Genomic DNA, 26,835 nt, shown 5'->3' on the forward strand with positions numbered 1-26,835 from the left:
AACTATTAATTTTATTAAATTAACTTTAAAAACGTGTTGACAAAACATTAAAGGTATATTACAATATACAATGTTAACTTGATAAACAAACCGTTTTGCGAGCGGCCGTGGCGGAACGGCAGACGCGCTAGGTTGAGGGCCTAGTGGGAGAAATCCCGTGGAGGTTCAAATCCTCTTGGCCGCATCAAAAATATTACATATAAATAAAATGCGGGTGTAGTTTAATGGTAAAACCTCAGCCTTCCAAGCTGATGTTGTGGGTTCGATTCCCATCACCCGCTCCAATAGAAACATTAATGAACATTGAAAACTGAATTGCAATATGTCAACGTTAATTCCGAACACAACATTAAATTGTTGGTTCAAACGTGTTAGAGATAACACACAAATTAGTATTTTATGAGCTAATCAAACATCATAATTCATTTATGGAGAGTTTGATCCTGGCTCAGGATGAACGCTGGCGGCGTGCCTAATACATGCAAGTCGAGCGAACGGATAAGGAGCTTGCTCCTTTGAAGTTAGCGGCGGACGGGTGAGTAACACGTGGGTAACCTACCTATAAGACTGGAATAACTTCGGGAAACCGGAGCTAATGCCGGATAACATTTGGAACCGCATGGTTCTAAAGTAAAAGATGGTTTTGCTATCACTTATAGATGGACCCGCGCCGTATTAGCTAGTTGGTAAGGTAACGGCTTACCAAGGCAACGATACGTAGCCGACCTGAGAGGGTGATCGGCCACACTGGAACTGAGACACGGTCCAGACTCCTACGGGAGGCAGCAGTAGGGAATCTTCCGCAATGGACGAAAGTCTGACGGAGCAACGCCGCGTGAGTGATGAAGGTTTTCGGATCGTAAAACTCTGTTATTAGGGAAGAACAAATGTGTAAGTAACTGTGCACATCTTGACGGTACCTAATCAGAAAGCCACGGCTAACTACGTGCCAGCAGCCGCGGTAATACGTAGGTGGCAAGCGTTATCCGGAATTATTGGGCGTAAAGCGCGCGTAGGCGGTTTCTTAAGTCTGATGTGAAAGCCCACGGCTCAACCGTGGAGGGTCATTGGAAACTGGGAAACTTGAGTACAGAAGAGGAAAGTGGAATTCCATGTGTAGCGGTGAAATGCGCAGAGATATGGAGGAACACCAGTGGCGAAGGCGACTTTCTGGTCTGTAACTGACGCTGATGTGCGAAAGCGTGGGGATCAAACAGGATTAGATACCCTGGTAGTCCACGCCGTAAACGATGAGTGCTAAGTGTTAGGGGGTTTCCGCCCCTTAGTGCTGCAGCTAACGCATTAAGCACTCCGCCTGGGGAGTACGACCGCAAGGTTGAAACTCAAAGGAATTGACGGGGACCCGCACAAGCGGTGGAGCATGTGGTTTAATTCGAAGCAACGCGAAGAACCTTACCAAATCTTGACATCCTTTGAAAACTCTAGAGATAGAGCCTTCCCTTTCGGGGGACAAAGTGACAGGTGGTGCATGGTTGTCGTCAGCTCGTGTCGTGAGATGTTGGGTTAAGTCCCGCAACGAGCGCAACCCTTAAACTTAGTTGCCAGCATTTAGTTGGGCACTCTAGGTTGACTGCCGGTGACAAACCGGAGGAAGGTGGGGATGACGTCAAATCATCATGCCCCTTATGATTTGGGCTACACACGTGCTACAATGGACAATACAAAGGGCAGCTAAACCGCGAGGTCATGCAAATCCCATAAAGTTGTTCTCAGTTCGGATTGTAGTCTGCAACTCGACTACATGAAGCTGGAATCGCTAGTAATCGTAGATCAGCATGCTACGGTGAATACGTTCCCGGGTCTTGTACACACCGCCCGTCACACCACGAGAGTTTGTAACACCCGAAGCCGGTGTAGTAACCATTTATGGAGCTAGCCGTCGAAGGTGGGACAAATGATTGGGGTGAAGTCGTAACAAGGTAGCCGTATCGGAAGGTGCGGCTGGATCACCTCCTTTCTAAGGATATATTCGGAACATCTTCCTTGAGAAGATGAAGAGGAATGACATTGACATATTGCATTCAGTTTTGAATGCTCATTACGAGTATTCATTGCGTTATTTTGTACATTGAAAACTAGATATGTAAGTAAAATTTATGATTTTACCAAGCAAAACCGAGTGAATTAGAGTCTTAAAAAGCTTGAATTCAAAAAAATAGAAATAATCGCTAGTGTTCGAAAGAACACTCACAGATTAATAACATTTTAGGTTTTCAACCGATTTTATCGTGTTGAAGGTCGAAAAGATTAAGTTATTAAGGGCGCACGGTGGATGCCTTGGCACTAGAAGCCTACGAAGGACGTTACTAACGACGATATGCTTTGGGGAGCTGTAAGTAAGCTTTGATCCAGAGATTTCCGAATGGGGAAACCCAACACGAGTTATGTCGTGTTATCGATATGTGAATACATAGCATATCTGAAGGCAGACGCGGGGAACTGAAACATCTTAGTACCCGCAGGAAGAGAAAGAAAAATCGATTCCCTGAGTAGCGGCGAGCGAAACGGGAAGAGCCCAAACCAACGAGCTTGCTTGTTGGGGTTGTAGGACACTCTATACGGAGTTACAAAAGAACAAATTAGACGAATCATCTGGAAAGATGAATCAAAGAAGGTAATAATCCTGTAGTCGAAAGTTTGTTCACTCTTGAGTGGATCCTGAGTACGACGGAACACGAGAAATTCCGTCGGAATCCGGGAGGACCATCTCCCAAGGCTAAATACTCTCTAGTGACCGATAGTGAACCAGTACCGTGAGGGAAAGGTGAAAAGTACCCCGGAAGGGGAGTGAAATAGAACTTGAAACCGTGTGCTTACAAGTAGTCAGAGCCCGTTAATGGGTGATGGCGTGCCTTTTGTAGAATGAACCGGCGAGTTACGATTTGATGCAAGGTTAAGCAGTTAATGTGGAGCCGTAGCGAAAGCGAGTCTGAATAGGGCGTTGAGTATTTGGTCGTAGACCCGAAACCAGGTGATCTACCCATGACCAGGCTGAAGTTCAGGTAACACTGAATGGAGGGCCGAACCGACTTACGTTGAAAAGTGAGCGGATGAGTTGTGGGTAGCGGAGAAATTCCAATCGAACCTGGAGATAGCTGGTTCTCTCCGAAATAGCTTTAGGGCTAGCCTTAAGTAATGATTATTGGAGGTAGAGCACTGTTTGGACGAGGGGCCCTTATCGGGTTACCGAATTCAGACAAACTCCGAATGCCAATCAATTTTATCTTAGGAGTTAGAACGCGGGTGATAAGGTCCGTGTTCGAAAGGGAAACAGCCCAGACCACCAGCTAAGGTCCCAAAATATATGTTAAGTGGAAAAGGATGTGGCGTTGCCCAGACAACTAGTATGTTGGCTTAGAAGCAGCCATCATTTAAAGAGTGCGTAATAGCTCACTAGTCGAGTGACACTGCGCCGAAAATGTACCGGGGCTAAACATATTACCGAAGCTGTGGATTGTCCGTAAGGACAGTGGTAGGAGAGCGTTCTAAGGGCGTTGAAGCATGATCGCAAGGACATGTGGAGCGCTTAGAAGTGAGAATGCCGGTGTGAGTAGCGAAAGACGGGTGAGAATCCCGTCCACCGATTGACTAAGGTTTCCAGAGGAAGGCTCGTCCGCTCTGGGTTAGTCGGGTCCTAAGCTGAGGCCGATAGGCGTAGGCGATGGATAACAGGTTGATATTCCTGTACCACCAAATTTCGTTTTAAGCGATGGGGGGACGCAGTAGGATAGGCGAAGCGTACTATTGGATTGTACGTCCAAGCAATGAGACTGAGTGTTAGGCAAATCCGGCACTCTTAAGGTCAAGTTGTGATGGGGAGAGGAAATTGTTTCCTCGAGTCGTTGATTTCACACTGCCAAGAAAAGCCTCTAGCTAGAATTTTGGTGCCCGTACCGCAAACCGACACAGGTAGTCAAGATGAGAATTCTAAGGTGAGCGAGCGAACTCTCGTTAAGGAACTCGGCAAAATGACCCCGTAACTTCGGGAGAAGGGGTGCTCTTTAGGGTTAACGCCCAGGAGAGCCGCAGTGAATAGGCCCAAGCGACTGTTTATCAAAAACACAGGTCTCTGCTAAACCGTAAGGTGATGTATAGGGGCTGACGCCTGCCCGGTGCTGGAAGGTTAAGAGGAGTGGTTAGCTTCGGCGAAGCTACGAATCGAAGCCCCAGTAAACGGCGGCCGTAACTATAACGGTCCTAAGGTAGCGAAATTCCTTGTCGGGTAAGTTCCGACCCGCACGAAAGGCGTAACGATTTGGGCACTGTCTCAACGAGAGACTCGGTGAAATCATAGTACCTGTGAAGATGCAGGTTACCCGCGACAGGACGGAAAGACCCCGTGGAGCTTTACTGTAGTCTGATATTGAAATTCGGTACAACTTGTACAGGATAGGTAGGAGCCTTTGAAACGTGAGCGCCAGCTTACGTCGAGGCGTTGGTGGGATACTACCCTTGCTGTGTTGGATTTCTAACCCGCACCATTTATCATGGTGGGAGACAGTGTCAGATGGACAGTTTGACTGGGGCGGTCGCCTCCTAAAGAGTAACGGAGGCGCTCAAAGGTTTCCTCAGAATGGTTGGAAATCATTCATAGAGTGTAAAGGCATAAGGAAGCTTGACTGCGAGACTTACAAGTCGAGCAGGGTCGAAAGACGGACTTAGTGATCCGGTGGTTCCGCATGGAAGGGCCATCGCTCAACGGATAAAAGCTACCCCGGGGATAACAGGCTTATCTCCCCCAAGAGTTCACATCGACGGGGAGGTTTGGCACCTCGATGTCGGCTCATCGCATCCTGGGGCTGTAGTCGGTCCCAAGGGTTGGGCTGTTCGCCCATTAAAGCGGTACGCGAGCTGGGTTCAGAACGTCGTGAGACAGTTCGGTCCCTATCCGTCGTGGGCGCAGGAAATTTGAGAGGAGCTGTCCTTAGTACGAGAGGACCGGGATGGACATACCTCTGGTGTACCAGTTGTCGTGCCAACGGCATCGCTGGGTAGCTATGTATGGACGGGATAAGTGCTGAAAGCATCTAAGCATGAAGCCCCCCTCAAGATGAGATTTCCCAACTTCGGTTATAAGATCCCTCAAAGATGATGAGGTTAATAGGTTCGAGGTGGAAGCATAGCGATATGTGGAGCTGACGAATACTAATCGATCGAAGACTTAATCAAATTTAAAAGTGTTTTGTTTGGCATTATCAAATTTTACTTACTATCTAGTTTTGAATGTATAATTTTTTATACAGTTCATTGTCTGGTGACAATGGCAAGGAGGTCACACCTGTTCCCATGCCGAACACAGTAGTTAAGCTCCTTAGCGCCGATGGTAGTCGGACTTACGTTCCGCAAGAGTAGGACGTTGCCAGGCAATTAGGGACCCGAAAGGGTCTCTTTTTTTATGCGCAAAAGGAGCTTAACTTCCAAAAAATCTGGTTTAAGCCATGAGCACATAAGCTGAAGCTCATGTGTAAGAACTACTAATCCCAATGATTTTGAGAAGTAGTTCTTTAGAAGCTGACGAACTGAGTGAAAGACGAGACGAGCTTACAAGCGGTAAGTGAGTGAGGGAAATATTAAGTGTTTACAAGAGCTGTGGCTCTTGCATAAGCACTACTAATCTTGCAGGCAAGAAAGTAGTGCTTTAAAGCTTCTTAGCGTCGATGGTAGCCGACTTACGTTCCGCAAGAGTATGACGTTGCCAGGCAATTAGGGACCCGAAAGGGTCTCTTTTTTTATGTGCAAAAGGAGCTTAACTTCCAAAAAAATCTGGTTTAAGCCATGAGCACATAAGCTGAAGCTCATGTGTAAGAACTACTAATCCCAATGATTTTGAGAAGTAGTTCATTAAAAAAAGCTTAGCGCAATAGCTAAGCTTTTAAATAAGAAGTGAATAAAGCATTTTATTTTCGTTAATGTAAATATTTGAAGCATCGAACTCATTTACATTCTTTTTCAAGTTATTCAAATCTTTATGGTTATTTAATTGAATGCCTATGATAACTGTACCGGTGTTTTGAGATGATTTTTTTAGGTACTCGAATTTAGTAATATCGTCTTTAGGTCCAAGTACATCATTTACAAATTCTCTTAAAGCGCCGGGACGTTGGGGAAAGTTTAAAATGAAGTAATGTTTCATTTCTTCGAAAAGTAATGAACGCTCTTCAATTTCTTTCATGCGGTTAATATCATTATTACCACCACTCACAACACAAACAACTGTTTTACCTTTGATTTCTGCTTGATAATTATCTAAAGCGGTAATACTTAATGCACCAGCAGGTTCTGCGATAATGGCCTGTTTAGAGTACATATCCAAAATGGTTGAACATACAGCACCTTCATGTACTTGAACATAATCATCAACAACTTTTTTAGAGATGTCATATGTTATCTGACCAACTCTTGCAACTGAAGCACCGTCAACAAACTTATCAATGTCAGGTAATGTTACGATTTGATTTTCTAAAACAACTGATGTATACATACTGCTTGCGCCAGCAGGTTCTACGCCAACAATAGATGTTTGAGGTGAATTTTCCTTGAAGTACGTACCAACACCAGAAATTAAACCTCCGCCTCCAATTGCGGCAAATAAATAATCAAATTGTATATTTTCTTCTTGAGATTGATCAATGATTTCTTTAGCAAGTGTACCTTGCCCTGCAATAGTATAGATATTGTTAAAAGGATCAATGAAATTCATTTTGTTATCTTCTGTATAACCGAGCGCTTCTTTTAAACAATCATCAAAAGTATCACCTGTAAGAATGACTTCGACATTTTGTCCACCAAAGAATTTAACTTGGTTAATCTTTTGAAGTGGGGTAGTGACAGGCATAAAGATAACTGCATCTAAGTGTAATTTATTAGCAGTATAAGCCACACCTTGTGCATGGTTGCCTGCACTTGCACATGTGATGCCCATTTCTCTGTCTTCTTTATTTAAGGCTACAATTGCGTTGTAAGCGCCTCTAAGTTTAAAAGATCTGACCCATTGTAGGTCTTCTCTTTTTAAATATACATTACAGTCATATTTAAGTGATAAATAATGATCCTTTTGTAATGGAGTCTCTTTAACAGTATCTTTTATTTGTAAGTAAGCTTCATCGATATCTTTTGAAGAAACAGTTGTTTTTACAGTCATATGTTTCACACCTTTGTTAGTTTAGTATCTTTAAAAATTTTTTGCTCTTTCGTAAGATTTAATCTCATCTTCATATTGCAATGTTACTGCAACATCATCAAGTCCTTTTACGAGTTTGTTTTTCCAAGTTTCATCGATATCAAAAGTAAATATTTTGTCTGGAGAAGAAACAGTTTGATTTGGTAAATCTACTGTGATCGATTCTGATTGTGCTAAATGTTTTCTCGCTTCTTCATCTAATACAATAGGTAACATCGCATTTTTAGTACAGTTCATATAGAATATATCACTGTAACTGCCAGCAATAATTATGTCAAAACCGTAGTCTTTAATCGCCCAAGCAGCATGTTCACGACTTGAGCCACATCCGAAATTATCTCCAGTAATTAAAATCGATGCATCTTTATATTCTGGTTTATTTGGATTGAAGTCTGGATTATCAGATCCGTCATCTAAATAACGCCATTCATCGAAAGCAAATGGTCCAAATCCTGATTTTGAAATACGTTTTAAATGGACTTTAGGTATAATTTGATCGGTATCGATATTGTCATGAAATAATGGTACGACTTTACCTGTATACGTAGTGATTGGTTTGATTTCCATATTATACAACCACCTTTCTAACATCTACAAATTTACCATTAATTGCTGCGGCTGCTGCCATAGCAGGAGAAACAAGGTGTGTTCTTGCACCTTTACCTTGGCGACCTTCAAAGTTACGATTACTTGTCGAAGCACAATGAACACCATTAGGTACTTGGTCTGGATTCATACCTAAACACATTGAGCAACCGGGCTCTCTCCAATCAAAACCTGCTTCTTTAAAAATTTTATCTAGTCCTATTTTTTCTGCTTCTTTCTTAACTGTACGAGAACCTGGAACAACGATTGCTGTAATATTAGGGTGGACTTGATTTCCTTTAACAATATGACTCGCTTCAACTAAATCTGAAAGACGAGCATTTGTACAAGAACCTAAGAAGACATAACCCAAATCAATATCCTCAGCTTTTTGACCAGGTTTTAAATCCATATAATTATATGCACGTTCGTCATTAACATCTTCTATTTCTGGGAAAGGTGTGCTAAAACTCACTCCCATTTCAGGACTAGTTCCCCAAGTCACTTGAGGTTCTAAATCTGAGACATCCATTTCAATGACTCTATCAAATTCGGCATCGTCATCTGTGTAGAGTTCGCGCCATTCATCAACAGAATTATCAAAGTTTGTTGCGTATGGACGGCCTTTAACATATTCAAATGTTGTTTCATCTGGCTCCATCATGCCATATTTAGCACCAGCTTCAATTGCCATGTTACAAATTGTCATTCTAGCTTCCATACTCAAACTACGAATCGCTTCTCCAGAAAATTCTAGAGCATAACCTGTCCCAAAATCAACGCCATACTGACTAATCAAATGTAAGATAATATCTTTGGCATATACACCAGTCGGCAATTTGCCTGTTACATCAATTTTTAGATTTTTAGGTTTAGTTTGCCATAGCGATTGTGTAGCAAATACATGCTCTACTTCACTTGTACCAATACCAAAAGCAATTGCTCCGAAAGCACCATGTGTAGCAGTATGAGAATCACCACAAACAATTGTTTTACCTGGCTGGGTTAAACCTGTTTCAGGACCTACCATATGCACAATACCTTGTTCATCAGAACCCATATCAAATATATGGACACCGAATTCTTTAGCATTATTTTGCAATGTAGTAATTTGCTTGTTTGCGATTTCATCTTTGATATTAAAGATATCTACGGTTGGTACGTTATGATCAAGTGTTGCATATGTTAAGTCTGGTCTACGCAATTGTCTGTTTTGGAGTCTCAGACCTTCAAATGCTTGAGGAGATGTGACTTCGTGTATAAGATGCAAATCTATATATAATAACTGTGGGTCACCTTCTTTACCAGTCAAGACATGTTTATTCCAAACTTTATCAAATAGTGTTTTACCCATATGACATCTCCTCCTTTTTATAGATTTTCTTTTACGAAATTAATAATATCTGACGTATTATAATTTCCATTGAGATCACGGGTTGTTTTACCTTCTTTAATGAGTTGATAAATTACTGTTTCTAATTTTTCAGCTGCTTGTGGTTCATTTAAGCTTTCTCTAAGACACATAACAACTGATAAAAGCATACCGAAAGGGTTTGCGATATCTTGGTTTGCAATATCTGGTGCTGAACCATGAATCGGTTCGTAAAGTCGTGGGCCTTGTTCACTAAAACTTGCAGAAGGTGATAAACCTAGTGAACCCGGTATTACAGATGCTTCATCACTTAAAATATCACCAAATAAATTTTCCGTAACAATGACATCAAATTGTGATGGGTTAGTAATTAAATGCATTGCACAAGCATCTACAAGCAAATGGTTAACTTCTACTTCAGGATAATCTTGTGAAACTTCATTTATTACTCTACGCCATAATTTACTAGAAGAAAGCACATTTTCTTTATCAACAGATGTTAATTTTTTATTTCTTTTTTGAGCTAAATCAAATCCAACTCTAGCAATGCGTTCAATTTCTGATCTGGTATAAGTAAGAGAATCAAGTGCATCGTCATCACCCAATTTCTTAGGTTCACCAAAATAGATACCGCCAGTGAGCTCTCTTACTAAAATGAAATCTGTGCCTGCAACACGCTCTTCTTTAATCGGAGATAAATGGCTCGTACCATTTGTTACTGTAGTAGGGCGTATATTAGCGAATAAGCCTAACGCTTTACGTATGCCTAATAAACCTTGTTCTGGTCTATTATTAGGATCAGTCCATTTTGGTCCACCTACAGCGCCTAATAAAATTGCATCAGCATTTTGACATGCATTTAGTGTCGATTCAGGAAGTGGTTTACCATGGTGATCTATAGCAACACCACCAAAATCATGTGATTCTAAGTCATAATTAAAATTAAAATCTTGGCTTAATTGTGCTAATATTTCTAGTGATCCTTTCATAATTTCAGGACCAATACCATCACCTGGTAGGGCTACAATCTTATAACTCATGAATGAATACCTTCTTCCGTAGCTGAATTAGCAGCATATTTAGCATGTGCTTCAACATATGATTTACATGACGCAAGTAAGATATCATGGTCAATACCGACACCTGTAACAATTTGATTATCAATCTTAATTTGTACATGTACTTCTGCTTGTGCATCAGTGCCTTCAGTAACAGAATCAATACGATATTCTATTAACTCAGTGTTGAGGTCAAAAATACGATCTATTGCATTGTACACGGCAACAATAGAACCAGTGCCAATACTTGAATCTTGATACGTATTACCGTCTTTATCTTTAATGACGACTACAGCACTTTGAAGTCCATTTGAAACAAATTGTAGCTGTAAAGTTTCAACTTGATATATCGCATTTTGTTCGTGTTCTGTACCTTGAATTAAAGCATGAATATCACGGTCTGTAACTGCTTTTTTCTTATCTGCAATTGTTTTAAACTGTTTAAATAATACTTTTTGTTCTTCTGGCTCAACATCGTAACCCAAATTAATTAATTTTTCAGCAAAAGCATGTTTGCCTGAAAGTTTACCTAAAGGTAATTCTGTTGTTTTAACACCAACAAGTTGAGGTGTCATAATTTCATATGTTTCAGGGTTTTTAATTATGCCATCTTGATGGATACCTGATTCATGACTAAAGGCGTTTTGACCGACAATGGCTTTGTTTCTAGGAACTCGAATTCCTGCAAATCTAGCAATTAAATCTGAGGTTTGTTTTGTTTCTTCAAGGTTAATTCTAGATTGATTGCCATAATGATCTTGTCGAACGTAAAGGCCAAGTGCTACTTCTTCAAGTGCTGCATTACCTGCACGTTCCCCAATACCATTTAAAGTACCTTCTATTCGTTTGGCTCCATTTTCAATTGCAGCCATACTATTTGCAACTGCAAGCCCAAGATCATCGTGACAGTGCGCACTATAAATTACTTCATGGTCTGTTTTGATAGATTCTTGTAGTGTTTTGAAAATTTGACCATATTCAGAAGGGTAACTGAAACCTACAGTGTCAGGTACATTGATTACACTTGCTCCGGCATCAACAGCTGTTTGAACACATTCTATTAAAAATGGTAGTTCTGTTCTTGTTGCATCTTCTGGGGAGAATTGAACTAAATCAAAATATTTTTTCGCATAGCTTACATGTTCTGTTATAGATGCTAAAACTTCTTCCTTAGACATCATAAGTTTGGAATCGCGATGAATCGGGCTTGTTGCGATAAAGACATGAATTCTTGGTTTTGCTGCTTCTTTAGTTGCTTCATATACTGCATCAATATCTTTTTTCACACAACGGGCTAGACCACATACAGCAGTTGTTGTTAATGCTTTTGAGATTGCTTCAACTGATTTAAAACTACCATTACTTGATGCAGGGAACCCAGCTTCTATAATATCTACGCCCCATTTTTCAAGTTGGTTTGCTATCTTCAAACGTTCATCGAATGAAAAGTTTACACCAGGTGTTTGTTCGCCGTCTCTAAGTGTTGTATCAAAAATTTGAATATGGCTACTCATTTTCAACATCTCCTATAAATGAATTTTAGACTCATATAACCGTAAGTAATGAAGAAACACACTTTTATGAGAAAAGTAGCTGCATTTTTAAGCAATCATATATCCCTAATTAAGTGTGATTCTCCAATTACGATTAATTTAAAGGTTGAATCTAATTATTTTTCAATGCTTTTAGATTTAATGAATGGCATCATTTCACGTAGCTCTTTACCAACCGCTTCGATTTGATGTCCATGTTGTTCTTCGCGTAGTTTGTGGAACTCTTCAAAATTATTTTCATTATCTTTAATGAAACGATTACTGAATTTTCCTTGTTGGATATCTTCCAGTACTGCTTTCATATTATCTTTAACGTCTGGTGTAATGATACGTGGTCCAGATACATAGTCACCAAATTCTGCTGTATTTGAAATTGAATAACGCATGTTTTCCATACCACCTTCGTATAATAGGTCTACGATAAGTTTCATTTCATGTAATACTTCGAAATAAGCAATCTCTGGTTGATATCCAGCTTCAACTAAAGTTTCGAAACCAGTTTGTATTAATTTAGTTGTACCACCACAAAGGACAGCTTGTTCACCAAATAAATCTGTTTCAGTTTCCTCTTTGAATGATGTTTCTAATACACCAGCACGTGTAGCACCGATACCTTTAGCATAGCTTAAAGCTAAGTCTGTAGCTTCTCCACTTGCATCTTGTTCTACTGCGAATAGGGCAGGGACTGCACTACCTTCAGCAAAAGTACGACGAACTAAATGTCCTGGGCCTTTTGGAGCTACTAAGAATACGTCAACGTTTTCTGGTGGGTTGATAACATCAAAATGAATATTAAAGCCATGAGCAAAAACTAATGCATTATTTGCTTCTAGATTTGGTTCGATTTCTTCTTTATATATTTTTCCTTGAGCTTCATCTGGTAGAAGTACCATAATGACATCAGCTTGTTTTGCTGCTTCATTTACAGGATATACTTCGAAGCCGTCATCTTTTGCTTTATCAAAAGAACGTCCAGGTCTGATACCAATGATTACGTCATAGCCATTGTCTTTTAAGTTTTGTGCATGAGCATGACCTTGAGATCCATAACCTAAAACCGCTACTTTTTTACCTTGTAATGCATCTTTCTTTACTGTTTCATCATAATAAACTGTTGTCATAATATAATCCTCCATGTGATTTGAATTTTTGTTAAAACATTAAAACTTAAGCTAAATAATACCTGCCGAACCCGTACGTGAGACTTGTTCGATTTTATATGATGATAGATCGTCTAATAAATTATCCATCGTATATTGTGGACCTGAGGCTTGAAGGTACGTATAAGTTTCTTCATTTTTTAATATAGAGACTAGCGCATCATAAGGTTTGATTAAATTTTGTAATTCTTGGTGATTGTTTGGTGTTTGTAATTTCACAAGTACCAACTCTCTATTGTAGGTATTTGTATCTGTTATATCTTCAACCTCAATTATATTGATTTGCTTTTCAAGCTGTTGAAGTAGTGTGCGTAACACGTCTGTATCAGGTATTTCTGCTACAAAAGTAATGTTAGAAATACCTTCTTCTAGCGTAGGTGTTGCGGAAAGGTTAACGATATTAAATTGTCTTCGTACGAAAATACTGGTTAATCTATTCAATGTACCTGCTTTATCTCTCACTTTTGTTCTAAATGTTCTTCTCATAATAGACCCTCCATCTCATGGTTTGCTTTACCACTTGGTACCATAGGAGAGACAATTTCAACTGGTGAAATACGAATGTCAATTAAAGCTGGTCCGTCATGTTGGAAAGCCTCATCCAATTTTTGTTCTAAGTGTGTTGGATCATCTATAAGATAGGCTTTTACATTATATGCCTCAGATAGCTTAATAAAGTCTGGCTGTCCATTAAACACAGAATGTGAAAAACGTTTATTAAAGAATTTATCTTGCCATTGTTTCACCATACCCAGCGTACCGTTATTTACGATTACGATTTTAATATCTATGCCATATTCTTCTAAAATACCCATTTCTTGGTTTGTCATTTGAAAGCCACCATCGCCCACAAATGCTACGACTGGTTTGTCTGGTTTAGCTAATTTAGCACCAATTGCTGCAGGTATACCAAAGCCCATTGTGCCTAAACCACCACTTGTAACAAGTTGACCATGATTTTTGAATGGGTAGTATTGTGCAACCCACATTTGATGTTGTCCTACGTCTGTAGTTACGATTGCATCACCATTAGTAATTTCTCCGATATATTCAATTGCGCGTTGTGGTTTTGAAAATACACCATCTTCATCATCACTGTATGCAAATGGTTGCTGTGTTTTATTTTCGTTACATGTTTCTAACCAATCTTCGTGTCGGATTGAATAACTGTCGAAATCGAGTAGAAATTCTAATGTCGCTTTACAATCGGCAACAATACCCAAATCTACTTTAATAATTTTGTTGATTTCAGATGGATCGATATCAACATGAACGATTTTAGCATTTGGTGCGAATTCATCAGGGTTACTAGCTAATCTGTCGTCAAAGCGGCTTCCGAAGTTAATAAGTAAATCACATTCAGTTAATGCCATATTACTTGCGTATGATCCGTGCATACCACCCATACCTAAAAATAGGGGGTGTTCGTATGGAATTGCACCGAGACCAAGTAATGTACTTACTACTGGTAATTGGTGTCTACTTACAAATTCAGTGAATAAATCGTTTGCTTTGGCATGGTTGATGCCTGCACCTGAAAGTACTAATGGTTTTTTTGCACTTTTCAAAAAGTCTCTCAATTTTTGTATATCATCTTTTTTCGGTTTATTAGGTATTGTGTAACCAGGTAACTCTAATTCATTAGTAACTTGGGCATTTGTTGATAGGACACCCATATCTTTAGGAAAATCGATTACCACAGGACCTTTTCTTCCAGTATTAGCGATATGAAAAGCTTCATGAATAATTTTTGGAATATCCTGTACATTTTTGACTTGATAGTTGTGTTTAGTAATAGGTGTTGTCATGGAGAGTAAGTCTGCTTCTTGGAATGCATCCTTACCAATACCAGGTGTTGCGACTTGGCCTGTGATTACTACTAAAGGTAAAGAGTCGCTGTAAGCATCAGCAATACCGGTAATCGCATTTGTAGCTCCTGGACCACTTGTAACAACTACTACGCCTGTATTACCAGATACACGTGCATAACCTTCAGCTGCGTGCGTTGCACCTTGTTCGTGACGGGCTAAGATGTGCTTTATTCTTCCATCATATAGTGTGTCATAAAGAGGGAGAACAGCACCTCCTGGATAACCAAATATAAAATCAACACTCTCATTTGCCAATGATTCAACTAATAATTCTGAACCAGATCTCATTTCATCAATTGTCTCTTGTTCTAGCTTAACTTCAGGTTCAATTGGTTCTACTGCTTCCAAAGATTCAAAATTTTCTGATTTTTCTATTTCAAGTGTTTCAGTATGTTTAGACATTGTGCTCACTCCTTAAATGAGATTTTCGGGAACTTGCATTACGCCACCAGTATTAGCACTTGTAACAAGTGCGGTGTAACGTGCAAGATAACCAGTTTTCACTTTTGCTTTAAATGGTTTCACATCTTCTTTTCTATCGTTTAAAGTTTCATTTGATACTTCGACATTCAACGTTCGGTTAGTTAAATCAATAGTAATTTCATCACCATCTTTAATTAGTCCAATAGGTCCACCAGAAGCCGCTTCAGGTGATATATGTCCTACAGCAATGCCTCGAGTTGCACCTGAGAAACGGCCATCTGTAATTAATGCGACATCTTTACCTAATCCTCTTCCTACAATTGAAGAGGTAGGTGCTAACATTTCAGGCATGCCTGGACCACCTTTAGGACCTTCATATCTTATTACGACAACATGGCCTTCTCGAACAACGTGATTATCAATTGCTTCTACTGCATCATCATGCGAATCAAAACAAATTGCTTTACCTTTAAATACTTTAATTGAAGGATCTACACCACCTACTTTAATGACGGCACCATTTGGAGCTAAATTACCGTATAGAATTGAAAGCCCTCCTTGTTTGTCGTAAGGGTTATCTAGATGTCTAATTACATCGCTATTTAAAATTTCTTTACCTTCATTATTTTCACGAAGGGTCTTGCCTGTCGCTGTGATTCTATCTGGATGTAAGGTACCTTCTCTTTTAAACAGTTCATTAATAATTGCTGGCACACCACCTGCTTCATGTACATCATGCATTGAATAAGAAGAACTAGGTGCAATTTTTGAAAGGTAAGGTGTTTTCTTAGCAATTTCGTTAATTCTTGTTAAGTCATAATCGATGCCAGCTTCGTTTGCAATTGCTAATGTGTGAAGCACAGTGTTTGTAGAACCACCCATTGCCATGTCTAACGCAAAAGCATCATCAATTGCTTCACTTGTTATGATATCTCTTGGTTTAATATCATTTTTAATATTATCTACTAATTTGAATGCGGCTTCTCTAATCATTTCTCTACGTTGATCACTGACTGCTAATGCTGTTCCATTATATGGAAGGGATAAGCCTAAAACTTCCATTAAACAATTCATTGAATTCGCAGTGAACATACCAGAACAAGAACCACATGTTGGACAAGCATTTTGTTCCATATCTAAAAATTCATCTTTTGAAATCGAACCATCTTTAAAAGCACCAACTGCTTCAAACATTGAAGAAAGTGTTAATGCTTTACCTTCTGAAGATAATCCTGCTTTCATAGGACCACCAGAACAAAAGATGGCTGGAACATTGGTTCTGACTGATGCGAGGATCATACCTGGTGTAATCTTGTCACAGTTAGGAATATAGAATACACCGTCAAACCAATGCGCGTTAATTACTGTTTCAGCAGAATCAGCAATGATTTCTCGTGAGGGAAGGGAATATCTCATTCCTATATGACCCATCGCGATACCATCATCTACACCGATTGTGTCAAATTCAAAGGGAATAGCACCTGCTTCACGAATTGCTTCTTTGGCAATGTCTGCTAATTCTCTTAAGTGGACATGTCCTGGGACAATGTCAATATATGAATTACAAATTGCCACGAAAGGCTTGTTCATATCTGTTGGTTTTTCTAATGCACCTGTAGCATGCAAAAGACTTCTTGCTGGAGCCTGCTGATCACCTTTTTTGATCATATCGCTTCTCATACCATTTCCCCCTTAAAATTGAAAATAAAAAAACGTCCCAATAAATTATTGGGACGCTTTCAAGTCCCATTCAACTAGAAAGAGGACTTAAACGTTTAGTAAATTCTTCACTAAAGTTCCAGTCCTAATAGCATAATAAAATGACTAAATTATTTGAAGTTGTTGGTTTGTATTGCATATGGTTTTTGGTCATTTTATTATACTCCTCTCGAATGAATGGTTTTTATTTAATTGAATTGTCTAAAAATTCGATAAATTAAATTTACTACATCGGCAAGGTCATGTCAATGACTTTTTCGAATTATCTCTAAATTCACACAATTACAAAAAAGAAAGAACTTGTTTTACTATGAAGTAAAATAGGCAAAAATTTGTTAAACTATAAGAGTTATTTATATAGAGCAGATAAATTGAAGTAATGTATTGTGATTAACTCAAATAAAAATTGCGAATAGTTACTATAGAAAGAACTGAGTTTTTATAATGGAGTACAAGAGAAGTGTTAAAGGAACGCCTGAGCTAAAGCTCATGCATAAGAGCAACTCATCCCAATAATTTGGGGAATTAAAAAAGGAACGCCTGAGCTAAAGCTCATGCATAAGAGCAACTCATCCCAATAATTTGGGGAATTAAAAAAGGAACGCCTGAGCTAAAGCTCATGCATAAGAGCAACTCATCCCAATAATTTGGGGAATTAAAAAAGGAACGCCTGAGCTAAAGCTCATGCATAAGAACTACTAATCTTGCAAGCAAGAAAGTAGTTCTTTAAAGGAGGGGAATATGATTAAGATAAAGGATTTAGATGGAATGGCGGTTTTTGCTACAACGTTAGCGAAGTATTTATCAGCTGGCGACCTTGTATTGCTTAATGGTGATCTAGGTGCTGGGAAAACAACATTAAGTCAATTTATTGGAAAAGCGTTAGGTGTAAAAAGAAATATTAATTCACCAACCTTCAATATTATAAAATCATATCAAGGATCAAATTTGAGATTACATCATATGGATTGTTATAGATTAGAAGACTCTGAAGAGGATTTAGGCTTTAATGAATATTTTGAAGATGAAGCAGTTATTTTAATTGAATGGAGTCAATTTATTTCTGAGTTTTTACCACCGTCTTCTTTATCTATTAATATAACGACATTAAATGAATCGGAAAGAAATATAGAATTAGAAGCACAAGGTGTACATTATGCAAAAATAAAGGAGGAGGTTGAACGTGAACTATCTGTTGATTGATACGTCAAATCAGCCATTGTCAGTTGCTTTAATGCAAGACGATAAGGTGTTAAGTGAATTGAATTCAAATGAAAAAGTAAATCATTCAGTACAGTTAATGCCAGCAATCGAACAAGTTATTGCTGAAAGTAAAGTATTGAAAGAAAATATCGATGTCATTGTAGTTGCACAGGGACCAGGTTCATATACTGGTTTAAGAATAGGTGTAACAGTTGCAAAAACTTTAGCATACGCTTTAAATGCTGAGTTGTATGGTGTGTCATCACTCAAGGCACTTGCCGCAACGATTAAAGAAGACACGAGATTAATTGTACCTGTGTTTGATGCAAGAAGAGAAGCGGTTTATACAGGTGTATACCAATATGAAGAGAATCAATTAGTTCAAGTTGAACAAGACCAGTATCTACCTATTGAAGAATTATTGGATTTATTGCACAAGACTGGACAATCCTATGTGTTTGTAGGGACAGATACTGAGAATTTAGAAGAATTATTAGATAGTACCTGTGTTGCGAATGTGCCACTAGCTAAAAACATGAAACCACTTATTGAAACAGCAGAAAATATACATCAATTCACACCAAACTATATTAAAATATCAGAGGCTGAGAGAAATTGGTTAAACCAACAGAACAAGAGTTAAATATACGTTTAATGAACACAAAAGATGTGCCACAGGTATTTGATATAGAAAGAAATAGTTTTAATGACAGTAGTTGGTCGATTGATGCATTTTATCACGAGGTAGAGCAAAATGAATTTGCAAATTATTTTATTATTGAATTTAATGAGAAGATAATTGGTTATATTGGCTTATGGATAGTAATTGATCAAGCACAAATTACAACCGTCGCTATTGATAATGAATATAGGGGTTACGGTTTAGGCCAACTTTTATTAAAATATGTAATGAATTTTGTCCGAGAAAAATGTGAAATGATGAGTTTAGAAGTGCGTGTAGATAATGATATAGCACAACACGTTTATACAAATTTAGGTTTTAAATATGGTGGTAAGCGAAAAAATTATTATGGTGAAGGCGAGGATGCATTAGTTATGTGGGTGAATTTTAATGAGTGAAGCAACATTAGTATTAGCAATTGAATCGAGTTGTGATGAAACAAGTGTAAGTATTATTAAAAATGGTACAGAAATACTCAGTAATATCGTATTGAGTCAAATTGAGAGTCATAAACGTTTTGGTGGCGTAGTACCAGAAGTAGCAAGTAGACATCATGTTGAAGGAATAACAACAACGATTGATGAATCGTTAGTTAAAGCAAATGTAACAATGCATGATATAGATGCAGTTGCTGTAACTCAAGGACCAGGATTGATTGGTGCATTATTAGTGGGCATTAATGCGGCAAAAGCCTTAGCATTTGCTTACGATAAACCTTTGATACCTGTTCATCATATTGCTGGTCATATATATGCGAACCATTTAGAAACACCCTTACAGTTTCCTTTAATGGCATTAATAGTCTCAGGTGGACATACAGAATTAGTATATATGAAAGACCACTTGAGTTTTGAAGTTATAGGAGAGACAAGAGATGACGCTGTCGGTGAGGCTTATGATAAAGTAGCGAGAACAATTGGATTAAGTTATCCGGGCGGCCCACAAGTAGATCGTCTAGCAGCAGAAGGAAAAGATAATTATCAATTTCCTAGAGTATGGCTTGAAAAAGATAGCTATGACTTTAGCTTTAGTGGTTTGAAAAGTGCAGTAATTAATAAATTGCATAATTTAAAACAAAAAGATGAAGAAATTAACAAAGCAGACGTAGCAACAAGTTTTCAAAATAGCGTTGTAGAAGTTTTAGTCGGCAAAGCTATTTCAGCTTGTGAGCATTATGATGTTAAACAACTGATTGTTGCAGGTGGCGTGGCAAGTAATAAAGGTTTGCGAGCAAATTTAGCAGAAGCTTGTGAAGCCCATAACATTACACTTTGTATACCGAGCCCTAGTCTTTGCACAGATAATGCTGCCATGATTGGTTCAGCTGGACATTATTTATATCAGGCTGGCGTAACTGCTGATATGACATTAAATGGCTTTAATAGTATGGATATTGAACAATTTTCAGTTAAATATTAGTTAATATTTAAAAAGATGAATATATGAACAACATAAGGCTAAATATATTTTCTAAAAATAATAACACCAACGATTGAATGATGATATGCTCTCTTTTAAGTTTTTACTTTTTAAGTGTCTACTTGGATGGGCTCAGTTCATTTTGACAATCGGTTGGTGTTTTTTAATTTATATTTGAGAAATAAGGGTATAGGTAATTTAGTGAATCATTATCTAATGACGATAGAATCTAAGGTTATTTACAAATATCATTTTTAAAGGAGGATATTTTAATGAAATCAGTTCAATATTTTAACTTTCAAAATAGTTTAGCAGCGTTGAATTTTTATGAGAAACACCTAGGGGCCACTGACATACAGCGTGTTGGCGGTGATCATGAAATGTTTGCAGATATGCCAGAGGAATATGATATTGATAAGAATTTTACTATGAATGCATCATTTAAAATTTTAGGTGAAACATTCTATTGTAGTGATACAATGAAAAATAAAAAAATTGATAATAGTGGTGCGATTGTGGCTTTCACTTTTGATTATTCAAATGAAGCGGACAAACAGCAAGCAAAAGCTTTTTTTAATAAAGCAATAGAAGGTGGATGTGAAGCTACGATGCCATTAGATAAGACAGAGTGGTCTGAACTATATGGTATGTTTAATGATCCATTTGGTGTGACTTGGATGATCAATGCAGAATAAATTATAAAAAGCTAAGGCTGAGACATGTAATTATGTCCCAGCTTTAGCTTTTTGATTAATTGGTTTTTGAGATGAAAGATTTTGCACGTTTATAGATTTGTTCTGGAAATTGCATAATGCGTAACAACTTTGACATGATTACATAGGTAAAAAATGAAATCAGTTGAACATTATAGTTTATACAGAATGTCAATAGGGAACGTGCGTACTTATCAACAAATAGTGCATAACTTGTGGATAAGTGGTGGTTATGTGTGTGGATATAGGTTAATATCTGAAAATTGAAAACGATAATAGTTACATATTACTTGTGGACAACTAGGATAACTCTGTGGATAGCTATTGTAACAGTAATGGTATTGTGAATAGAATGAGCATAAAAAAAGAGCTAAAGTAGAAAATTTTACTTTAGCTCAATTGCACTTATAGCGATTATATTAACAATTCTTGTAATTCTGCCCATTCATCCATAACTTGTTCTAATTTTTGTTCGGCTATTTCTTTTTCAATTGCTAAATCATTTGCCTTTTCTGGATTAGAATACACATCAGGCTGTGTGAGTTGTTCGTTTATATTATTTATTTCTTGTTCATATATTTCAATATTTGTTTCACATTGTTCTATTTTACGTTCAACTTGTCGTTGCTCTCGTTTTTGTTGTTTTTGGTCAACGTAATTATGATTTTGTGATGCACTTACTTCTGTTTTTGTAGGGTTATCCAATTCTTTTTTCGCTTGAATCGCTGCTTTTTCTTCTAATTTTTCAATGTAATACTGATAATCACCTAAATACATTGTTCCACCAGTAGTGTCCAAATCATAAACTTTATTTGCAAGTTCGTTTATAAAATAGCGATCATGTGACACAAATAAAATTGTGCCTTTAAAATCTGACAATGCTTGTTCAAGCATCTCTTTAGAGTCTATGTCTAGATGGTTAGTTGGTTCATCTAAAATAAGTACATTGTTACGCTCTAGCATCAGTAGAGCAAGTTGAAGACGCGCTTTTTCTCCACCAGACAAGTCATTGATGATTTTTTTGACATCATCTTGTACAAATAAGAAACGACCTAAGACAGCTCGAATATCTTTTTCATTCATTGTTGGATATTGGTCCCATAAATAATCAAGGATTGTTTTGTTTGATTTAAATTCAGCTTGTTTTTGATCGTAATAACCAACTTTTAAATTTGCACCTGTAGTAATTTCTCCACTAATCTTTTGTTGGAGACCGGCGACTGTTTTGATTAAAGTAGACTTCCCAATACCATTAGGACCAATGATTGCAATATGGTCTCCCTTCGTGGCTTCGATATTAATGCCTTTTGTTATGGCTTCCTCATATCCAATTTCTAGATTTTTAATATGAAATACATCGTTTCCAGTATTTCTATCAAAATCGAATTGGATATTGGCGCTTTTAGCATCAATCATAGGTTTGTTAACTCTTTCCATTTTTTCCAACATTTTCCTTCGGCTTTTTGCCATGCCCGTAGTTGAAGCACGAGCGATGTTTTTCTCTACAAATGTTTCAAGTTTTTTAATTTCAGCTTGTTGACTTTCATATTCTTGCATACGTTTTTCATAATATTTATCTCTTTGCTCTATAAATTGTCCATAGTTACCTACGTAATGTTGTACATCGCCGAGCGCAACGTCATAAATTTGATTGACAATTTTATCTAAGAAATATCTATCGTGACTGATAATGACGATAGCGCCTTTGAAATAATTAAGATAACTTTCCAACCATTGCGTTGTTTCCATATCTAAATGGTTTGTAGGTTCATCAAGTAATAGTAAATCAGGTTCGCTAAGTAACATTTGGGCTAAAGATAACCTAGTCTTTTGACCGCCACTAAAATCATTAATAGGACGATTAAAATCCGCTTCACTAAAATTCAAACCGTGTAGTACAGTTTTAATCTTACTTTCATATTGATAACCTTCTTGTTGTTCAAATTGATTAGATAAAGACTCATAGCGATCGATGTGTGTCTTATATGACTCAGTATCATATTCATCAGCATGTTGCGCTAACCAGTCCGTCTCAAATTTCATTTCTAATTCTAATTTTTTCATACTTTCAAATGGTTTCGACATTTCATCAAAAACAGTTTGATTCGTATTTAAAGTCATTTGTTGTGTTAGATAACCAAGCTTGAGATTTTTGCTTTTTGAAACTTGACCGCTATCATATGTCTCGACGCCAGCAATGATTTTCATTAAAGTAGATTTTCCGGCACCATTACGTCCAACGATACCAATACGTTCACCAGTTTTAACTTCAAAATCTACATTATTAAAAATATCTTCTCCGTCGAATGATTTAGTTAAGTCATTGAGTTGTAATAATATCATCCGATTTGCACCTCTCTATTCATTATCATTCTACAGTATTCAACGCGTGGTTAAAACTATCATTGTTTATTTTTATTATTCAATAATGTATAATGTTGTAGTGATTATAAGATAAATCAGCAATAGATAATGAAATAGGGGGACATGGTCTTGGCTAATCAAAGCGAAAAGATTCCTCGTGCCACATTGAAACGTTTACCGTTGTATTATAGATTCGTCAATACTTTGAAATCTAAAGGCATAGATAGAGTTAATTCAAAAACTATAAGTGAGGGTTTGAACATTGATTCTGCAACGATTCGTCGTGATTTTTCATATTTTGGTGAATTAGGCAAGAAAGGCTATGGCTATAATATAGATAGCTTATTACATTTTTTTAAAAATGAGATAAGTGAAAATGACGAGATAAAAATTGCAATTGTAGGTGTTGGGAATTTAGGGAAAGCATTATTAACATACAACTTCTCAATACATGATGAGATGACAATAACGGAAGCTTTTGATATACGAGATGAAATTATAGGGACGCAAATAGGGAAAGTAACAGTCAGTCCGTTTGATAAAATTACGGATATATTAGCACAAGAACATATTGATGTAGTGATTTTAACTACACCTGAAGAAGTAGCGCAGCACGTTGCTGATACTTTAGTAAAAACAGGTGTAAAAGGTATTTTGAACTTTACACCAAGTCGTGTTCTGACACCATCGGATGTTCAAGTACATCATATTGACTTGGGTATTGAATTACAATCTTTACTATTCTTTATGAAAAATTATAGTAACAAATAAAGCGTATGAAAATAGGCTAGCTTTTTTATTTACACGAGATACACGTTAAGTGGTGAGTGTTTAAAAAAGCTAGTTTTTGTATTTAGTTATACGATTACTAACAACTACAGTTATTTTCACAATTAACACTTTATAAAATATAAGCAAATGGGCTTGATATTTAATGAAAAGTTTAATATGATAAATCATATTGATTTTATCGGGAAAGAGGTAATAATATGACGTGGTTAGTAATCAGTGGACTAATCGTTGGTGCGCTTTTAGGCTTTGTTATGCAAAGAACGCGATTTTGTTTAGCTGGTGGATTTAGAGATATGTACGTTCAAAAAAGCAATAAAATGTTTTATGCATTGTTAATTGCAATTTCCGTACAAAGTATTGGGTTATTAATTTTAACATCAACAGGCTTAGTAGAAATTCCAGAATCTACGTATCCAATTATTGGAACTGTAATAGGTTCATTTATATTTGGTATTGGTATTATTTTATCTGGAGGTTGTGCTACAGGTACGTGGTATAGAGCTGGAGAAGGTTTAATAGGTAGCTGGATGGCACTTATTGCCTATGGTTTCACTGCAGCGGCAACAAAGTTTGGTTTGCTGTTACCATTAATGAATGGTGTGAACAAACCGACAAATGTAAATTCAAGTATGGCACAAACGACAGGTATACCAACATGGGTTTGGGTCGCGTTACTTACAATCATCACGATTCTTCTTGTTGTAAAAACGTTACGTAAACCAAAACCTAAATTTGCTATACCAAAATTAAAGCAAAAATATACAGGTATAAGACATTATTTATTCGAGAAAAAATATCACCCATTTGTTGCAGCAATTGCTGTTGGGCTAATTGCTTTAATCGCGTGGCCTGTAAGTGAATCAACAGGAAGAATGTATGGACTTGGTATTACAACACCATCTGCAAATATAGTTCAGTTTTTTGTAACTGGTGACTTGAAATTGATAGACTGGGGTGTATTCCTTGTTCTAGGTATATTCGTTGGTTCTTATATTGCTGCGAAAGGTGCTAAAGAATTCAAATGGAGAATGCCTGATAAAAAGACAATACGTAATAGTGTTATCGGTGGCGTATGTATGGGATTTGGCGCTTCTGTAGCTGGCGGTTGTTCAATAGGTAACGGTTTAGTAGAAACTGCAACGATGTCATGGAAAGGTTGGATTGCACTTGCGTCTATGATTTTAGGAGCTTGGTTTATGAGTTACTTTATATTTATAAAACCAATGAAAAAAGCGCAACGCCAACAAACTAGTGAAAATACGATTTCAACACAAACACAAACGACTTAATTATATTAGGGAGGAATTTAATTATGGTACATGAATTAGGAACGGTAGGAATGGTTTGCCCATTTCCATTAATAGAAGCACAAAAAAAAATGGATACAATGAATAACGGTGAAGAATTGAAAATAGACTTTGACTGTACTCAGGCAACAGAGGCACTACCTAATTGGGCAGCTGAAAAAGGATATCCGATAACAAACTATGAACAATTAGATGATGCTTCTTGGACGATTACAATTCAAAAAGCTGAATAAGTGAAAGACCAACCAACTTGCTATTATTAGGTTTAAACACCTAAGGTATCAGGTTGGTTTTTATTTTAAATAGTATTTAAAGCGATTGCAATATGATAGAATTAATCATATTGAGAATAGCTTATTGATGAGAGTGAGAGAATATGAAAAATATATCTGATATTGCAAAAATTGCTGGCGTATCAAAGAGTACAGTTTCAAGATATCTTAATAATGGCTCGGTAAGTTTAAAAACTAAGCAAAAGTTGGATAAAATCATTCAAGAAAATGATTACCAACCAAATCAGTTTGCCCAAAGTCTGCGAGCGCATAGAACCAATATGATAGGTGCGATTATACCTAGAATGAACTCTTACGCAGTAGATGAAACAATCAAAGGCGTGAAGACAGTTTGTGATGATTTGAACTATAGATTATTGCTTAATTATACAAATATCGATACAGAACTGGAAATTGATGCATTAGAAACATTTTATAGAAGTAAAGTCGATGGAATTATATTAATGGCTACAGAAATTACAGATAGACATATTGAAGTGATTAATAAAATTGATGTCCCTGTTATTATCGTCGGTCAAGAACATAAGGACTTGCACTGTATTATCCATAATGATTTTCATGCAGGTTATATGGTAGGCGAAGGACTCGGATTAAAAGGTTTTAAAAACATTCAATTCTTTGGAGTTACAGAAACCGATGTTGCTGTAGGTATACATAGAAAAAAAGGCTTAATCAGTGGCTTAGCGAAATATAATGTCAAACCACATATTTCGCAAACCTCATTTAATTACAATGAGGCAATGATTGATGTATCAAAAGAATTGCAAACTCAACCTAATTATGACGCAGTTGTAGGAGCAACAGATTCTATCGCATTAGCTGTACATAAAATCACCTCAGAAGATACTACACAAAATGGTGACAAATTTATCGTTGGTTTTGGTGGTGATCCAGTTACAGAAATTGTCTCGCCTTCAATTCATACAGTTAATTATCATTTTGAATATGCTGGTGAAGTAGCAATGAGCAAACTCAATCAACTCATTCAACATCAACCTATAGAGCAACGTATCTCTATTGATGTGGGTCTTTCATTTAAAAATTAACTGAAGCATGATATTATATAATAAAGCGTAATGGAACCGGTACCAAAATGTAGAATAAAGTTTGAATATTGGAT

Annotated in this window: 19 protein-coding genes, 2 tRNA genes and 3 rRNA genes; 14 read left to right on the top strand and 10 right to left on the bottom strand. The window is 37.2% G+C overall.

The window, feature by feature from the left end; translation table 11 throughout:
• The first annotated feature begins 101 nt into the window (after positions 1 to 101).
• The 5 genes from PYW44_RS04385 (at position 102) to rrf (ending at position 5,386) form a co-directional block, all read left to right on the top strand.
• Positions 102 to 184: transfer RNA gene (locus PYW44_RS04385), tRNA-Leu, on the top strand.
• Between the two features lie 26 nt (positions 185 to 210).
• Positions 211 to 284: transfer RNA gene (locus PYW44_RS04390), tRNA-Gly, on the top strand.
• Positions 285 to 425: 141 nt separating this feature from the next.
• Positions 426 to 1,978 (top strand): 16S ribosomal RNA (locus tag PYW44_RS04395).
• Positions 1,979 to 2,266: 288 nt separating this feature from the next.
• Positions 2,267 to 5,190: ribosomal RNA gene (locus PYW44_RS04400) — 23S ribosomal RNA — on the top strand.
• An 81-nt stretch (positions 5,191 to 5,271) separates the two neighbouring features.
• Positions 5,272 to 5,386: ribosomal RNA gene (gene rrf, locus PYW44_RS04405) — 5S ribosomal RNA — on the top strand.
• The 16S, 23S and 5S rRNA genes sit together here with 2 tRNA genes alongside, the layout of an rRNA operon.
• A 507-nt stretch (positions 5,387 to 5,893) precedes the next feature.
• On the opposite strand, the gene ilvA is transcribed toward rrf, so the two are convergent.
• The 9 genes from ilvA to ilvD form a co-directional block, all read right to left on the bottom strand.
• Positions 5,894 to 7,162 (bottom strand): threonine ammonia-lyase IlvA, encoded by a 1,269-nt coding sequence (gene ilvA / locus PYW44_RS04410; protein WP_021339953.1) that lies wholly within the window; start codon positions 7,160 to 7,162, stop codon positions 5,894 to 5,896.
• A 30-nt stretch (positions 7,163 to 7,192) separates the two neighbouring features.
• Positions 7,193 to 7,768, bottom strand: coding sequence for a 3-isopropylmalate dehydratase small subunit (gene leuD / locus PYW44_RS04415; RefSeq protein ID WP_002507118.1), 576 nt, complete (start codon positions 7,766 to 7,768; stop codon positions 7,193 to 7,195).
• 1 nt (position 7,769) lies between these two features.
• Entirely contained in the window at positions 7,770 to 9,140 is a 1,371-nt protein-coding gene (gene leuC / locus PYW44_RS04420) for a 3-isopropylmalate dehydratase large subunit (RefSeq protein WP_021339954.1), read from the bottom strand.
• A gap of 17 nt (positions 9,141 to 9,157) precedes the next feature.
• Positions 9,158 to 10,198 (bottom strand): 3-isopropylmalate dehydrogenase, encoded by a 1,041-nt coding sequence (gene leuB / locus PYW44_RS04425; protein ID WP_071563056.1) that lies wholly within the window; start codon positions 10,196 to 10,198, stop codon positions 9,158 to 9,160.
• Positions 10,195 to 11,730 carry a 2-isopropylmalate synthase gene (locus PYW44_RS04430; protein WP_021339956.1) on the bottom strand — a complete coding sequence of 512 codons (1,536 nt, stop codon included), beginning with the start codon at positions 11,728 to 11,730 and terminating at the stop codon, positions 10,195 to 10,197. The genes leuB and PYW44_RS04430 overlap by 4 nt, the downstream gene beginning before the upstream one ends.
• A 155-nt stretch (positions 11,731 to 11,885) precedes the next feature.
• Positions 11,886 to 12,905 (bottom strand): ketol-acid reductoisomerase, encoded by a 1,020-nt coding sequence (gene ilvC, locus PYW44_RS04435; RefSeq protein ID WP_071563057.1) that lies wholly within the window; start codon positions 12,903 to 12,905, stop codon positions 11,886 to 11,888.
• A 36-nt stretch (positions 12,906 to 12,941) separates the two neighbouring features.
• Positions 12,942 to 13,415 carry an acetolactate synthase small subunit gene (gene ilvN / locus PYW44_RS04440; protein WP_002507123.1) on the bottom strand — a complete coding sequence of 158 codons (474 nt, stop codon included), beginning with the start codon at positions 13,413 to 13,415 and terminating at the stop codon, positions 12,942 to 12,944.
• A complete protein-coding gene (ilvB, locus tag PYW44_RS04445; protein ID WP_021339958.1) occupies positions 13,412 to 15,202 on the bottom strand; it encodes a biosynthetic-type acetolactate synthase large subunit in 1,791 nt (596 codons plus the stop codon). The genes ilvN and ilvB overlap by 4 nt, the downstream gene beginning before the upstream one ends.
• A 12-nt stretch (positions 15,203 to 15,214) precedes the next feature.
• Positions 15,215 to 16,903, bottom strand: coding sequence for a dihydroxy-acid dehydratase (gene ilvD, locus PYW44_RS04450; protein WP_115075969.1), 1,689 nt, complete (start codon positions 16,901 to 16,903; stop codon positions 15,215 to 15,217).
• A 780-nt stretch (positions 16,904 to 17,683) separates the two neighbouring features.
• Here ilvD and tsaE point away from each other — a divergent pair.
• From tsaE to PYW44_RS04475, 5 genes are all read left to right on the top strand, one after another.
• Entirely contained in the window at positions 17,684 to 18,145 is a 462-nt protein-coding gene (gene tsaE / locus PYW44_RS04455) for a tRNA (adenosine(37)-N6)-threonylcarbamoyltransferase complex ATPase subunit type 1 TsaE (RefSeq protein ID WP_021339960.1), read from the top strand.
• On the top strand, positions 18,126 to 18,788 hold the full coding sequence (gene tsaB / locus PYW44_RS04460) for a tRNA (adenosine(37)-N6)-threonylcarbamoyltransferase complex dimerization subunit type 1 TsaB (protein WP_021339961.1): 663 nt from the start codon (positions 18,126 to 18,128) through the stop codon (positions 18,786 to 18,788). The genes tsaE and tsaB overlap by 20 nt, the downstream gene beginning before the upstream one ends.
• Complete coding sequence (gene rimI, locus PYW44_RS04465) at positions 18,761 to 19,225, top strand: ribosomal protein S18-alanine N-acetyltransferase (protein ID WP_002507128.1); 465 nt, start codon at positions 18,761 to 18,763, stop codon at positions 19,223 to 19,225. Before tsaB ends, rimI begins: the two co-directional genes overlap by 28 nt.
• Entirely contained in the window at positions 19,218 to 20,246 is a 1,029-nt protein-coding gene (gene tsaD, locus PYW44_RS04470; RefSeq protein WP_021339962.1) for a tRNA (adenosine(37)-N6)-threonylcarbamoyltransferase complex transferase subunit TsaD, read from the top strand. Before rimI ends, tsaD begins: the two co-directional genes overlap by 8 nt.
• A 272-nt stretch (positions 20,247 to 20,518) precedes the next feature.
• The gene (locus PYW44_RS04475) at positions 20,519 to 20,941 is read left to right on the top strand and encodes a VOC family protein (RefSeq protein WP_021339963.1); all 423 of its coding nucleotides are present in this window, start codon (positions 20,519 to 20,521) and stop codon (positions 20,939 to 20,941) included.
• Between the two features lie 432 nt (positions 20,942 to 21,373).
• Here PYW44_RS04475 and PYW44_RS04480 read toward each other — a convergent pair whose 3' ends face one another.
• On the bottom strand, positions 21,374 to 23,302 hold the full coding sequence (locus PYW44_RS04480) for an ABC-F family ATP-binding cassette domain-containing protein (RefSeq protein ID WP_021339964.1): 1,929 nt from the start codon (positions 23,300 to 23,302) through the stop codon (positions 21,374 to 21,376).
• A gap of 144 nt (positions 23,303 to 23,446) precedes the next feature.
• Here PYW44_RS04480 and PYW44_RS04485 point away from each other — a divergent pair, with 144 nt between their 5' ends.
• From PYW44_RS04485 to PYW44_RS04500, 4 genes are all read left to right on the top strand, one after another.
• Positions 23,447 to 24,094 carry a redox-sensing transcriptional repressor Rex gene (locus PYW44_RS04485; RefSeq protein ID WP_031266148.1) on the top strand — a complete coding sequence of 216 codons (648 nt, stop codon included), beginning with the start codon at positions 23,447 to 23,449 and terminating at the stop codon, positions 24,092 to 24,094.
• Between the two features lie 218 nt (positions 24,095 to 24,312).
• Positions 24,313 to 25,404, top strand: a complete 1,092-nt coding sequence (locus PYW44_RS04490; RefSeq protein ID WP_002507134.1) for a YeeE/YedE family protein — start codon at positions 24,313 to 24,315, stop codon at positions 25,402 to 25,404.
• A gap of 23 nt (positions 25,405 to 25,427) precedes the next feature.
• On the top strand, positions 25,428 to 25,655 hold the full coding sequence (locus tag PYW44_RS04495; RefSeq protein ID WP_002507135.1) for a sulfurtransferase TusA family protein: 228 nt from the start codon (positions 25,428 to 25,430) through the stop codon (positions 25,653 to 25,655).
• A 143-nt stretch (positions 25,656 to 25,798) separates the two neighbouring features.
• Complete coding sequence (locus PYW44_RS04500) at positions 25,799 to 26,761, top strand: LacI family DNA-binding transcriptional regulator (RefSeq protein WP_021339966.1); 963 nt, start codon at positions 25,799 to 25,801, stop codon at positions 26,759 to 26,761.
• Positions 26,762 to 26,835 lie beyond the last annotated feature (74 nt).

Source organism: Staphylococcus equorum, assembly GCF_029024965.1.
Taxonomy (GTDB): Bacteria; Bacillota; Bacilli; order Staphylococcales; family Staphylococcaceae; genus Staphylococcus; species Staphylococcus equorum.

Bases quoted from the DNA above. Each gene is read 5' to 3' on its own strand.
- PYW44_RS04500 (WP_021339966.1), top strand. From the start codon at position 25,799: ATGAAAAATATATCTGATATTGCAAAAATTGCTGGCGTATCAAAGAGT.
- PYW44_RS04495 (WP_002507135.1), top strand. From the start codon at position 25,428: ATGGTACATGAATTAGGAACGGTAGGAATGGTTTGCCCATTTCCATTA.
- PYW44_RS04490 (WP_002507134.1), top strand. From the start codon at position 24,313: ATGACGTGGTTAGTAATCAGTGGACTAATCGTTGGTGCGCTTTTAGGC.
- leuB (WP_071563056.1), bottom strand. From the start codon at position 10,198: ATGAGTTATAAGATTGTAGCCCTACCAGGTGATGGTATTGGTCCTGAA.
- leuC (WP_021339954.1), bottom strand. From the start codon at position 9,140: ATGGGTAAAACACTATTTGATAAAGTTTGGAATAAACATGTCTTGACT.
- tsaD (WP_021339962.1), top strand. From the start codon at position 19,218: ATGAGTGAAGCAACATTAGTATTAGCAATTGAATCGAGTTGTGATGAA.
- PYW44_RS04430 (WP_021339956.1), bottom strand. From the start codon at position 11,730: ATGAGTAGCCATATTCAAATTTTTGATACAACACTTAGAGACGGCGAA.
- PYW44_RS04485 (WP_031266148.1), top strand. From the start codon at position 23,447: ATGGTCTTGGCTAATCAAAGCGAAAAGATTCCTCGTGCCACATTGAAA.
- PYW44_RS04475 (WP_021339963.1), top strand. From the start codon at position 20,519: ATGAAATCAGTTCAATATTTTAACTTTCAAAATAGTTTAGCAGCGTTG.
- ilvD (WP_115075969.1), bottom strand. From the start codon at position 16,903: ATGAGAAGCGATATGATCAAAAAAGGTGATCAGCAGGCTCCAGCAAGA.
- ilvN (WP_002507123.1), bottom strand. From the start codon at position 13,415: ATGAGAAGAACATTTAGAACAAAAGTGAGAGATAAAGCAGGTACATTG.
- PYW44_RS04480 (WP_021339964.1), bottom strand. From the start codon at position 23,302: ATGATATTATTACAACTCAATGACTTAACTAAATCATTCGACGGAGAA.
- ilvA (WP_021339953.1), bottom strand. From the start codon at position 7,162: ATGACTGTAAAAACAACTGTTTCTTCAAAAGATATCGATGAAGCTTAC.
- tsaE (WP_021339960.1), top strand. From the start codon at position 17,684: ATGATTAAGATAAAGGATTTAGATGGAATGGCGGTTTTTGCTACAACG.
- ilvB (WP_021339958.1), bottom strand. From the start codon at position 15,202: ATGTCTAAACATACTGAAACACTTGAAATAGAAAAATCAGAAAATTTT.
- ilvC (WP_071563057.1), bottom strand. From the start codon at position 12,905: ATGGAGGATTATATTATGACAACAGTTTATTATGATGAAACAGTAAAG.
- leuD (WP_002507118.1), bottom strand. From the start codon at position 7,768: ATGGAAATCAAACCAATCACTACGTATACAGGTAAAGTCGTACCATTA.